The organism is Crenobacter sp. CS_VA4, assembly GCF_055597485.1.
Window position 1 is genome coordinate 1 of record NZ_JBVMAE010000017.1, and the last position, 12,252, is coordinate 12,252.

11 protein-coding genes and 2 pseudogenes are annotated in these 12,252 nt (G+C 62.8%); 3 read left to right on the top strand and 10 right to left on the bottom strand.

The annotated features are described in order from the left end of the window. The first annotated feature begins 264 nt into the window (after positions 1–264). Entirely contained in the window at positions 265–486 is a 222-nt protein-coding gene (locus ACZ2IA_RS15720; protein WP_470293537.1) for a hypothetical protein, read from the top strand. Between the two features lie 24 nt (positions 487–510). Here the strand turns inward: ACZ2IA_RS15720 and ACZ2IA_RS15725 are convergent, their stop codons facing one another. Further along, positions 511–1,407 (bottom strand): DMT family transporter, encoded by an 897-nt coding sequence (locus ACZ2IA_RS15725; RefSeq protein WP_470293538.1) that lies wholly within the window; start codon positions 1,405–1,407, stop codon positions 511–513. Between the two features lie 102 nt (positions 1,408–1,509). On the opposite strand from ACZ2IA_RS15725, the gene ACZ2IA_RS15730 reads away from it, so the two are divergent. Further along, positions 1,510–2,301 carry an AraC family transcriptional regulator gene (locus ACZ2IA_RS15730; RefSeq protein WP_470293539.1) on the top strand — a complete coding sequence of 264 codons (792 nt, stop codon included), beginning with the start codon at positions 1,510–1,512 and terminating at the stop codon, positions 2,299–2,301. Positions 2,302–2,370: 69 nt separating this feature from the next. On the opposite strand, the gene ACZ2IA_RS15735 is transcribed toward ACZ2IA_RS15730, so the two are convergent. Continuing rightward, on the bottom strand, positions 2,371–3,081 hold the full coding sequence (locus ACZ2IA_RS15735) for a DsbA family protein (protein WP_470293540.1): 711 nt from the start codon (positions 3,079–3,081) through the stop codon (positions 2,371–2,373). Positions 3,082–3,208: 127 nt separating this feature from the next. Between ACZ2IA_RS15735 and ACZ2IA_RS15740 the strand changes: the two genes are divergently transcribed. Beyond that, positions 3,209–4,108, top strand: coding sequence for a LysR family transcriptional regulator (locus ACZ2IA_RS15740; RefSeq protein ID WP_470293541.1), 900 nt, complete (start codon positions 3,209–3,211; stop codon positions 4,106–4,108). 229 nt (positions 4,109–4,337) lie between these two features. On the opposite strand, the pseudogene ACZ2IA_RS15745 reads toward ACZ2IA_RS15740, so the two are convergent. The 8 genes and pseudogenes from ACZ2IA_RS15745 to ACZ2IA_RS15780 all read right to left on the bottom strand — a co-directional run. Further along, a pseudogene (locus tag ACZ2IA_RS15745) lies at positions 4,338–4,515 on the bottom strand (methyl-accepting chemotaxis protein); the annotation flags it as partial. A 57-nt stretch (positions 4,516–4,572) separates the two neighbouring features. Continuing rightward, positions 4,573–5,013 (bottom strand): annotated as a pseudogene (locus ACZ2IA_RS15750) (PAS domain S-box protein); the annotation flags it as partial. A 242-nt stretch (positions 5,014–5,255) separates the two neighbouring features. Continuing rightward, on the bottom strand, positions 5,256–6,023 hold the full coding sequence (locus tag ACZ2IA_RS15755) for a sulfite exporter TauE/SafE family protein (protein WP_470293542.1): 768 nt from the start codon (positions 6,021–6,023) through the stop codon (positions 5,256–5,258). Between the two features lie 703 nt (positions 6,024–6,726). After that, positions 6,727–8,658, bottom strand: coding sequence for an RNA polymerase sigma factor RpoD (rpoD, locus tag ACZ2IA_RS15760; protein WP_470293543.1), 1,932 nt, complete (start codon positions 8,656–8,658; stop codon positions 6,727–6,729). Between the two features lie 84 nt (positions 8,659–8,742). Next, entirely contained in the window at positions 8,743–10,506 is a 1,764-nt protein-coding gene (gene dnaG / locus ACZ2IA_RS15765; protein ID WP_470293544.1) for a DNA primase, read from the bottom strand. 13 nt (positions 10,507–10,519) lie between these two features. Further along, positions 10,520–10,966, bottom strand: a complete 447-nt coding sequence (locus ACZ2IA_RS15770) for a GatB/YqeY domain-containing protein (protein ID WP_470293545.1) — start codon at positions 10,964–10,966, stop codon at positions 10,520–10,522. A gap of 118 nt (positions 10,967–11,084) precedes the next feature. Further along, complete coding sequence (gene rpsU / locus ACZ2IA_RS15775; RefSeq protein ID WP_289832029.1) at positions 11,085–11,297, bottom strand: 30S ribosomal protein S21; 213 nt, start codon at positions 11,295–11,297, stop codon at positions 11,085–11,087. 119 nt (positions 11,298–11,416) lie between these two features. Beyond that, positions 11,417–12,208 (bottom strand): thiazole synthase, encoded by a 792-nt coding sequence (locus ACZ2IA_RS15780; protein WP_470293546.1) that lies wholly within the window; start codon positions 12,206–12,208, stop codon positions 11,417–11,419. Between the last annotated feature and the right edge of the window lie 44 nt (positions 12,209–12,252).

A 12,252-nucleotide genomic window follows, 5' to 3' on the forward strand; every position in this document is an offset into this window, starting at 1 on the left:
AGCGTTCAATCTGAGCCAGGATCAAACTCTTCAGTTCAATCTTTCGCTATTTTCGTACTTGGCTGCAAGGCTCGAAGCGCCCTTGCGGACTCTTCGAAGCTTGCGGCATGAGCACCTGATCAGACCAGGCACTCACACCTATCGGTTGTTCGTTCTGTTAAAGAGCAGTTGCGGCTGACTGGCTTCGTTTCGCTGTGTCAGCAGCAGAGGAGGCGAACTATACCGATCCGCCCTGCCTCCGTCAACACCTCCCCGCGAAGAAAAGTGAAGAATCTGGCCATCAATCCGCCCAATCAGCCTCAAGCCGCTGATCTGCAACAGAATATGAAATTCGACTGTTTGCATAAATCGTTAATGACCCGCCGCAGACCCGCCACCGGCGGTCGTTTCAGCCCGGAACCGGCCCTGAAATCTCGGCCGTTAACCCTGTCCTATTACCCCCAAAAGCAAAAAGCTTGGCCGAACTGTCGTTCGGCCAAGCTTTGATGACATATATAGAGGGCATTCGAATCAGGCCAGTGCGACTCGACGACGCAGCGGCTGCTTCAGTTTCTGCGCCAGCACCACGCCGAGCAGCGTGATACCACCGCCGATCACGTGATAGGGATGCAGCGTCTCACCGAGAAACAGCATCGCGATCGCGACCGTGAACACCGGCAACAGGTTCATCAGCGTGGTGGTGCGGCTCGGGCCCAGCTGACCGACGCCGTGCATCCACAGAAAGGGCGCGATCACCGATGCGGGGATGCCGGCGAACAGCACCAGCGGCAGTCCGGCTGCGGTGATCGGTGGTGCCGACTGGCTCAGGTAATAGACGAACAGCACCAGGTTGGCGCACCAGATCTGCACGAACAGCGAGTGCCAGTTGTTGAGCGGAATCGCCCAGCGTTTGAGCAGTACGCCGTAGGCGGCGTACGACAGGCAGGCGAGCAGCATCAATCCGTCGCCGGTGGTGACGCCGTGCGCCAGCAACACCGCCGGGTTGCCGTGACTCAATAGATAGCCGAGCCCGAGCAGCGACAGCACGCCGCCGGCGATGCCGCCGACGGTCGGCGCCTCGCCGAGCAGCAGCACGCTCAGGCCCACCGCCAATAGTGGCATCAAGGAGGCGAGGATGCCCATATTGGTGGCGGTGGTGGTCTGGGCCGCGATATAGGCGAGGCATTGATACATCACCATGCCGAGCAGGCCGAGCACGAACAGTTTGGGCAGGAAGGGCATGATCTCGCACCGCTGACGCCAGACCGGTTTCGCCAGCACCAGCGCCATCAAGAGGCCGGCGAGCAGCCAGCGGTAAAAGGAAATCGCCGACGGCTCGATGACGCCGGCGGCGAGCTTGCTGACCACGGCGTTGGCCGACCAGATCAGCACCGCGGTGAGCGGCAGCCCGTAGTGTTTCAGGTTCATTCGATTCCCTCAGGACGAGCGAAGATGTGATGAGAGCCATTCTCGCACCGTCCCATTGGAAGGATATACTCCTAATCAGACAATCCATGCCGCGATCCAGACATGCCGACCAGCGCTCCGCTTTGCCCGCCGCCGTTCACCGAACTGCCGTACCCGGTGTACTTCCGCATCGATGACTTCGCCGCCGACTCGCACTTCGTCAGCCATCGCCACCCATGGGGCCAGCTCAACTACTCGGCGGCCGGGGTGATGGAACTCAACATCGACGGGCAGCGCTTCCTGTCGCCACCGCAGTACGCGGTGTGGATTCCGCCCGGCCTGCCGCACGACGCGCAGATCCACCAGAACGTGATCTACCACTCGGCCTACGTCGATGCGCCGCTGTGCACCGAGTTACCGGACAAGCCGTGCTCGCTGCTGCTCAGTCCGATCCTGAAGGCGATCCTGGCCGACTTTGCCGAACGCAAGGTCCCCATCCCCGCCACGCCCGCCGACCGACGGCTGGCCGAGGTACTGGTCGACCAGCTCAAGCAGGCACGCTGCACCAGCAGCTATCTGCCGGCCAGCGACGATGCGGCGCTGACCGTGTTGCTGACCAGCCTGCAGCAAGACCCCGGCTGTAACCGCTCGCTGGCCGACTGGGCACAACAGCTACACGTGACCGAACGCACGCTGGCGCGGCGCTGCCAGCGCGATCTGGGAATGAGTTTCGGCGAATGGCGCCAGCGACAGCGCTTCCTGGCCGCGCTGCCGCTGCTCGAACGGGGCCAACCGGTGCAAACGGTGGCGCTGGAGCTGGGCTACAGCACCTCGTCGGCGTTTATCGCGATGTTCCAGCGCCAGTGCGGCACCACGCCCAACCAGTACCGTCGGCAGCAGGGCGGCCGAGAATAAGACAAAGGTTGGCCGAAGCCACGCGGCTTCGGCCAACTTAATAGTGATAGAGAGAAAACGCCTCTCGACTCAGCCCGGCAAGGCACAGCCATTCGGACTGCAGACCGGCCCGTCGCCCGCTTCGCTGCCGGCCGCCGGGGCGCCCAGACGCTGCTGCAGCAGCGCGCACCACGCGTCCGGCTTACCCAGATAGGGGCCGAGGTCGAGCCGCTCCACGCGGCCGTTACATTCCAGCGCCAGCGTCGGGAAGCCCTGCCCGCCCAGTTGAGCCAGCAACTCGCGACTGGCGGCGATGTGCTGCCCCGTTGGTTCGCCAAGGGTTTCGGCCAACTTGTCGGCAAATACTCGCGGCTCGATGCCGAGTCCGGCCGCCAAGCCGGCCAGCACGATAGCATCGGCGATGCGTTGGCCGTTCCGGTAATGCGCCAGTTGAATGCGCTTGAGCAGCGCGAGGCCTTGCCCATTCAAGGCCTCGGCGGCCAGCACCGCGGCGATCGGCGGCTCGGAGTCGAACACCGCGCCAGCATCGCGCAGCAGCCCCTCGAAGTAGGCGTCGCCGAACGGCTGGCCGGTCAGCGCGGCGATGCGCTGGTCGTGCGGGATCACGTAGCGGCGCAGCGCCTCGGTCACCGGCTGGCGCTGGCTACCTGCCATCATCCCGCCGCCGTGCAAGGCGACTCGCAGTCCCGGCAGCATCGCGGCGGCGTGCACCAGCGGCGCGGCGGCATAACACCAGCCGCAGAACGGGTCGTAGATATAATGCAAGGTTGCTGGTTTCATGCGGTTGTCTCGTTGATGCAGCGCGTGCCGATTGGCATGCATTGAGCAGTCCCGCCAGTCTAACGACTGGCAATCGCCCGAAAAACCGCGTACAACGCGTTTGTTTGTTGCACGAATCGAGCAGATCATGGACCGACTCACCGCCATGCGCGTCTTCGTCAGCGTGGTCGAGCGCGGCAGCCAGAGCGGCGCCGCCGAGCAGCTCGACATGTCGCGGGCGATGGTGTCGCGTTACTTGGCCGAACTGGAAGACTGGCTGGGAGCAAGACTGCTGCACCGCTCGACCCGACGACTGAGCCTGACCGGTGCCGGCGAAGAGGCGTTGCCGCGCTGCCGGCAGATGCTGGAGCTGGCCGACGAGACGCTGACCGCCAGCCGCGCGCCACACGACACGCCGCAGGGGCTGCTGCGCGTCACCGTGTCGACCGCGTTCGGCCAGACTGTGCTGGCGCCGGCGCTGGCCGACTATGTGGCGCGTTACCCGAAGACCGCGGTCGACCTGCTGTTACTCGACCGCGCGGTCAACCTGATCGAGGAACGGATCGACCTGGCGGTGCGGATCAGCAACGACCTCGACCCGAACCTGATCGCCCGCAAGCTGTCGGTGTGCCGCTCGGTGGTGTGCGCGGCGCCGAGCTATCTGGCGCAGCACGGCACCCCGCACCGCGCAGAGGAACTGGCACTGCACAACTGCCTGACCTACAGCTACTTCGGCAAGAGTCTTTGGCGCTTCGAGCGCAGCGGCGAGCCGGTCGTCGTGCCGGTCGGCGGCAACCTGTCGGCCAACGAGTCGACCGTGCTGCTGCAGGCGGCGCTGACCGGCGCCGGCATCACCCAGCAGCCGACCTACGCCGCGCTGCCGCTGATCCGTACCGGCCAGCTGATCGCGCTGCTGCCCGACTGCCAGCCGGACACGCTGGGCATCTACGGCGTGTACGCGTCACGGCGCCAACTATCACCGACGCTGAAAAGCCTGCTCGACTTCCTCGCCGAGCGTTTCGGCGTCGAGCCGTACTGGGACAACTGAGGACCTCCTGCCGAGCTTGGCCGTAGCGATGCGCCTAACCATCGCCAGGCCGCCCCGTCCTACCGCAACTGCCTTCGTTGATTTATTGCGCTCGCCAATCAAGAAGCCCGCCGATGGGCGGGCTTCTTGATTTCTGCAGGCTCACAATACGACTACTGCTCGCTTAGACGTTTGAGCGAGCTCGCCAGTTCGCCGATCCGTTGCTTGGTTTCGTCCACCAGACCGCCGATCTCGCGTGCCGAGGTCGCCGAGCGTGTGGCGAGCTTGCGCACCTCGTCGGCGACCACCGCGAAGCCCCGCCCTGCCTCACCGGCGCGCGCCGCCTCGATCGCGGCATTTAGCGACAGCAGGTTGGTCTGCGAGTCAATCTCGTCGATGACGGCAACGATCTGACCGATCTGATTGCTCGAATTCAGCACCGCCTCCATCGCGTTATTGGTCGTGTCGTGTTCCTCGTGCTCGGCCTCGACGTTCTTGACGAAGGCGGTGTAGGCGATCTTGCCGTCCATGCGGATCTTGGACAGCGACAGCAGGCCCCAGATCTTGGTGCCGTCCTTGCGCTCGATCGGCACCTCGCGGCTGGTACCGACAATCTTGTCGACGCCGGTGGTACGGTTGGTGTTCACCAGCCGGTCGTGATCGTGCTGGATCGCGGGCGGCACTGGCATCTTCACGTTCTGGCCAAGCACCTCGTGCCGGCTGTAGCCCCACAGTTTTTCGGCGGCCGCGTTGAAGAAGGTGACGGTATTGTCGGCATCGATGGTAATGACCGCGTCGATCGCCTGTTCGAGCACTTCGCGCAACGGCCCACTGCCGCTGGTGAACCCGAGAAAACCGCGTTGAAACCTCATTGCACGCTCCCTTTGTCCTTTTGTCATAACCAGACCGGTCTTGCCGTCCGCCATTTCATTAAATAAGCGCCAAACGGCATGTCAAAGGGATCTTTGTATCAATGTTGCAATGGGCTCAGCGCCTCGAACGCGAGGCCCGGCAGGGCTTCTCACGGCCCGCGACGTTCAAGAGATAAAACCAACGAGGTCTTCACCAAACCGGCAAAGACCAATAGAAAAAGCCTGCGTCATGAACGCAGGCTATCGTCGAAATCGAGAGGGCTTCGGGCGGATCACCCGATCCGCTGCCGTTCGGCTTACGCCACCAGCTTGGCGCCGATCACCACCAGCATCAGCGCCAGAGCCGGGCGCAACACGCCTTCGGCCATCTTGTGGGTCAGCTTGCTGCCCAGCCAGATGCCCGGCAGGGAGCCCATCAACAGATTGAGCAGCAGCGGCACATCGAGGTTGCCGAGGCTGGCATGGCCGAGACCCGCGACCAGCGTCAGCGGTACCGCATGGGCGATCTCGGTGCCGACCAGACGGGTGGTCGGCAACGCCGGCAGCAGCAGAAACAGCGCCAAAGTACCGAGGGCGCCAGCACCGATCGAACTGAGCGTCACCAGCGTCCCCAGCATCACGCCGGTCAGCACCACCAGCGGACGCAGGCTTTCGAACGAGGCATTCTGGAAACGCGCCGGCACACGCTTGAGCAGCCAGGGCTTGAACAGGATCGCGACCGCGGTCAGGATCAGCGCCACACCGAGCATGGTTTTGATCAGCGAGTCCTGCTGATGCGAGGCCAGATGGGCGTTCGACAGGAAGAACAGCGTGACCAGCGAGGCCGGCACGCTACCGGCCGCCAGCCAACCGACCAACCGCCAGTCGACGTGGCGCTGCCGATGGTGGATCAGCACGCCCCCGGCCTTGGTCACCGCCGCGTACAACAGGTCGGTACCGACCGCCGTCGCCGGGCTGATCCCGAACCACAGCAGGATCGGCGTCATCAGCGAGCCGCCCCCTACTCCCGTCAGGCCGACGATGAACCCCACCACCAGCCCTGCAATCACATACCCCAATTCCATCCCGGCCACTTTCGACACTTTCGATATGTCGACGATGCTAACCCAGCACCATATAACCAGGTTATACCGATTCATTTCTATGAAATTCGAAACAAATCTATCCACGCCGAGTCGGCGGCGGGCACAGCTCCTAGCCATGCACCCCGGCCCCGCGGTTGTTGCCGCGTAGGGAAATCCCCTTTCCTTCCGCCGCGGCCGCCCAGCAAGGCATGGAGGAGCTACGGAAACAAAAAAAACCGCACAGGACTCGTCCTGTGCGGTTTCGGTATTTGGTGGGCCCCCCGGGAGTCGAACCCGGCACCAACGGATTATGCTTACCAACTACGGCTTTCGCCGCCCCTTTCGGGTTTGTGGTCTGGACTGTCTCTTGTCTTTACGACCTGCCCGTACAGTCTCTACACGTTCTCTCTCGCAAGAGCTTCGCTCGGGATTACCACGGTTAACCAGAGGCTTCCCCGACTTTGAGCAGTTCTACCCAGGAGCAGAGTCAACTTGCTCCAGGGCAACCCATACGACGCTGTTCCGTACTCTCGCGAGCCGCAGGAACATCATCCTTTAAGTCCGCTGCTCTAACCAAGCATGAGCTAGAGGCCCGAAGAGCAGCGATTCTACCGACTGTATGCCGGCCAGGTCAAAGTCTCGCGGTAAAAATAACAAGCCCCAGCGAGCTGGGGCTTGGTGTACGGCGAACGGCGGGACGGACTTACTGGTTGCCCGGCTCGTTGTCGAGGAAGCTACGCAGCCGTTCCGAACGGGTCGGGTGGCGCAGCTTGCGCAGCGCCTTGGCCTCGATCTGACGGATCCGCTCGCGGGTGACGTCGAACTGCTTGCCGACTTCTTCCAGCGTGTGGTCGGTATTCATGTCGATGCCGAAGCGCATCCGCAGCACCTTGGCCTCGCGCGGGGTCAGCGTGTCGAGCACTTCCTTGGTCGCCTCGCGCAAGGACGCGTACATCGCCGCCTCGGACGGTGCCAGGTTGTTCTGATCCTCGATGAAGTCGCCCAGGTGCGAGTCGTCGTCGTCGCCGATCGGGGTTTCCATGGAGATCGGCTCCTTGGAAATCTTCATGATCTTGCGGATCTTGTCCTCGGGCATCTCCATCCGTTCGGCCAACTCAGCCGGATCCGGCTCGTGACCGGACTCCTGCAGGATCTGCCGGCTGATCCGGTTCATCTTGTTGATCGTTTCGATCATGTGAACCGGAATCCGGATGGTACGCGCCTGGTCGGCGATCGAGCGGGTGATCGCCTGACGGATCCACCAAGTGGCGTAGGTCGAGAACTTGTAACCGCGACGGTATTCGAACTTGTCCACCGCCTTCATCAGGCCGATATTGCCTTCCTGGATCAGGTCGAGGAACTGCAGGCCACGGTTGGTGTATTTCTTGGCGATCGAGATCACCAGACGCAGGTTGGCCTCGATCATCTCGCGCTTGGCGCGACGGGCTTTCGACTCACCCATCGACATCTGGCGGTTGATCTCTTTCAGCTCCTTGATCGACAGCATCGCGCGGTCTTGCAGCTCGTTCAGCTTGGTCTGCTTCTCGATGATCGAATACTTGAAGCGGGTCAACGCCTCGCTCCAGACCCGGCCGCGGTCGATCTCGTCCTCGACCCACTCGAGGTTGGTCTCGTTGCCCGGGAAGCGATCGATGAAGTGGGCGCGGTCCATCCGCACACGGGTCACACAGATGTCCTGGATGGCGCGCTCGTAGCTGCGGATCTCTTCGACCTTGCTGCGCAGGCTCTCACACAGGCTCTCGATCTGACGAGTGGCGAAGCGCACCTTCATGAACTCGGCGGTGATCACCTCCTGCAACTCGATGTATTGCTTGTGCTGGCTGCCGTGCTTGTTCAGCACCACCACCAGCTTATCGAACAGCACGCGCACACCACCGAAGTGCTCGAGCGTCTGGCGCTTGAGCTCTTCCAGGTTGGCGCTGGTGATCGCGGCCGCATCGGCCTCTTCGTCGCCTTCTACGTCTTCGTCGCTGTCCTCGTCGACTTCCTCGACACTGGCCACCGGTTCGGCAAACTCGACCTCTTCGGCGGTTTCCGCGTCCGGGTCGATGAAGCCGTCGATCACCTCGTCGACGCGGATTTCTTCCTTCTCGATGCGGTCGACCAGCGCGAGCACCTCGGCGATCGTTCCCGGGCAGGCCGAGATCGCCTCGATCATGTTCTTGAGGCCTTCTTCGATCCGCTTGGCGATTACGATCTCGCCCTCGCGGGTCAACAGCTCGACCGTGCCCATCTCGCGCATATACATGCGCACCGGGTCGGTGGTCCGGCCGAATTCGGCGTCGACCGACGACAGCGCGGCCTCCGCTTCTTCCACCGCGTCCTCATCGGCCACGGTCGGGGTGCTGTCGGACATCAGCAACGACTCGGCGTCCGGCGCCTCGTCGGTCACCTGGATGCCCAGCCCCTGGATCATGCCGATGATGTTCTCGATCTGCTCGGCGTCCGAGACGTCTTCCGGAAGGTGGTCGTTGATTTCCGCAAAGGTCAGGTAACCACGTTCCTTGCCGAGCGCGATCAGCTGGCGAAGCCGCTTGCGCTGCTCTTCCAGGCTCATCTGTTCGGGTGCCTGGTTGTCCTGCTCGTCTTTGTTCAAATCGGGTGAGGCCGCCATTTGGTTTCCTGCTCGAAAAAAAGCCGAAAAAACACTTGATTATATCACAACACGTCAAGCACTGTTTGGGTGCGGGAGTCGCCGCTACTTGGGCAGCAGCAACTCCAGCAATAAGCGTTTCTCCTGAGGGCTTAGACCTTCGCTGCGGTCCTTTTGTTTTAGCCGCTCAAGCTGCGAGTTCCGCAGAATTTTCAGGAGCTTGTCGTTGCCCTCCTGAAACTGCGTACGCGCCTCGTTACTGGGCGCGTCGAACTCGGCCGGGTCTTCCATCGCCTGTTGCAGCACACTGTCCACCAGCCCCTCGTAGGGGGTGCCGCGTACGCTTTCAATTAGCTGTGCGGTCGATAGGGGTTCGACGTGTTGCTCAACGGTTTCGGCCAACATGGCAAGACAGGCCAGTTCATCCGACAGCACCATGCTGTCCGGAATCTGTACATCGCGCGACCAGTCGGGGTTCATCAGCAACCACTTGATCTGTTTGCGCGCGATCGGGGTATTGATCTGCCGATTCGACTCGGCCGGCAGCCGGTATTCGCGCTTGCCGCCGCGCGGCGCCGGCTTAGCCCGACCGGTCAGCTGATCGAAGGCATCGCTGCTGACACCGGCCAGTTCGGCCAACCTCTGCCGGATCAAGAAGGCCAACGCCGGCGCGGCGATCTGCGCGAGCAACGGCGTCGCCTGACGGATCAGGTCGGCCCGGCCTTCCGGGGTATTCATATCGACCCGCCGGGTCAGCTCGCGCGCGAAATACGCCGACAGCGGCAGGCTTTCTTCCAACAATTGTTTCTCGAACGCCTCGGCGCCGAATTCGCGCACAAAGCTGTCCGGATCGTGCTCGGCCGGCAGGAACAGGAAATGCAGCGCCTTGCCGTCCACCAGCATCGGCAACGCATTTTCCAGCGCGCGCCAGGCGGCCTTCTGGCCGGCCGCGTCGCCGTCGAAGCAGAAGTACACCGCGTCAGCGTGGCGCAACAGCTTCTTCACATGCTCGGCGGTGGTCGCGGTGCCGAGCGCGGCCACCGCGTAACCGATGCCGAACTGCGCCAGCGCCACCACGTCCATATAGCCTTCGACCACCAGCACGCGGTTCTTGTCGCGGATCGCCTGGCGCGCCTCGTACAGGCCGTACAGCTCGCGACCCTTCTCGAACAGTGGCGTCTCCGGCGAGTTCAGATACTTCGGTTCGCCCTTGCCGAGCACCCGCCCGCCGAAGCCGACGATCGCACCGCGCTGGTTGCGGATCGGGAACATCACCCGGCCGCGGAAGCGGTCGTAGCGCTTGCCCTCGTCGCCGGCGATCACCAGCCCGGCCTCGACCAGTTTCTCGTCCTGATAGTCGCGGAACACCGTAGCGAGCGGCTGCCATTCGTCCGGCGCATAACCGAGACCGAAGTGCGCGGCCACCTCGCCGGTCAGGCCACGGCCCTTGAAGTAGCCGACCGCCTGCGGCGCCGACTTCAACTGCTGCTTGTAGAACTTGGCCGCCAGCACCAGCGACTCTTCCAGCGACAGCTGGCGCTCGCGCGCCACCCGCGCCGCCTCAGGGTTGGCCGAACGCTCCTCGGGCACCGGCATGCCGATGCCTTCGGCCAGCAGCTTCACCGCCTCGACGAAGCCGAGGCCCTGGTACTCCATCACGAAACCGATCGCCGAACCGTGCGCGCCACAGCCGAAGCAGTGGTAGAACTGCTTGCTCGGACTCACGGTGAATGAGGGCGATTTTTCCTTGTGGAAGGGGCAGCAGGCGAGGTAGTTCTGGCCACCCTTCTTGAGCGGCACGTAGCGGTCGATCACGTCGACGATGTCGACGCGCGACAGCAGCTGGTCGATGAAGTCCTGCGGAATCATCCTCGGAGTCGGATCAAGCGCTCAACCGCGCCTTGATCTTGGCCGACACCACGCCCATGTCGGCGCGGCCGGTCAACTGCGGGCGCAGCACGCCCATCACCTTGCCCATGTCCTGCATGCCGGCGGCGCCGGTGGCGGCGACCGCCTCTTCGATCAGTGCGGCGACTTCGGCGTCGCTGAGCGGCTGCGGCAGGTAGACCGACAGCACGTCCATCTCGAAGCGCTCCTTGTCGGCCAGGTCCTGGCGCTGCGCCGCTTCATACTGTTCGACCGAGTCGCGACGCTGCTTGAGCATCTTGTCGATCACCGCGGTGATGCCGGCATCGTCGAGCTCGATGCGCTCATCGACTTCTTTCTGTTTGATCGCCGCCAGCAGCAGGCGAATCGCCGCCAGCCTGGCGGTTTCCTTGGCCTTCATGGCCGATTTCATGTCGTCGGTGATGCGGATTTTCAGGCTCATGACACTCTCTGCTGGCAGACATCAGCCCGCGACCGCGGGCTGCAAAATTCGGTACGCACAAATGGGAAAACCGCAGGCATAGCCTGCGGTCCCGCTTTGTGCGCCTACTGGCTGAAGCTTAGTACAGCTTCGGCGGCAGCGTCTGGCTGCGCAGGCGCTTGAAGTGACGCTTCACAGCGGCAGCGGCCTTGCGCTTGCGCTCAGCAGTCGGCTTCTCGTAGAACTCACGTGCGCGCAGTTCGGTCAGCAGACCGGTTTTTTCCACAGCGCGTTTGAAGCGGCGCATCGCCACTTCAAACGGTTCGTTCTCTTTAACGCGAATGTTCGGCATTGACTCGAATCCTTAAATTCTGAAAGCTAAATGCTTGATAAAGACGGAATTCTAACAACATTGGGCGGACAGGAAAAGCCCGCCAGTCAAAACAGCGACCCGACTGTGCGCTTTGCGCATCAGCTCCGGCTCGAAATCACCCCCTCACGTGGAGAACTTGGTGTGGCACTGTAAAAACGTTTCGGCATGCGCCCGGCCAGATAGGCGGCACGCCCGGCTTCTACCGCGAGCTTCATCGCATGCGCCATGCGCACCGGCTCGCGGGCTGCGGCGATGGCGGTATTCATCAATACGCCATCGCAGCCCAATTCCATCGCAATCGCCGCGTCCGACGCGGTACCGACGCCGGCATCGACCAACACCGGCACCTTCGACTGCTCGATGATCAGCTGCAGGTTCCACGGGTTGAGGATCCCCATCCCGGAACCGATCAGGCTGGCGAGCGGCATGATCGCACAACAACCGATTGCTTCCAACTCGCGCGCGATGATCGGATCATCCGAAGTGTAGACCATCACGTCGAAACCTTCCGCCACCAGCACCTCGGCCGCCTTCAGGGTTTCCTTGACGTTCGGGAACAGATTGGTCGGATCGCCGAGCACCTCGAGCTTGACCAGACGATGATCGTCGAGCAGCTCGCGCGCCAGCCGCAGCGTGCGGATCGCGTCGTCGGCGCTATAGCAGCCGGCCGTGTTGGGTAGCAGGGTATAGCGGTTTTTCGGCAGCGCGTCGAGCAGGCTGGGCGAATTCGGGTCCTGGCCGAGGTTGACGCGACGGATCGCCACGGTGACGATTTCCGAGCCGGACGCGTCGAGCGCCTGCGCGGTTTCGTCGAAGTCCTTGTACTTGCCGGTACCCACCAGCAGACGCGAACCGTACGCCTTGCCGGCGATGACGAGTTGATCGTTCATCCCTTACTCCTTCCATCAGACATTGCAGGTTTTAAGCGGATGCC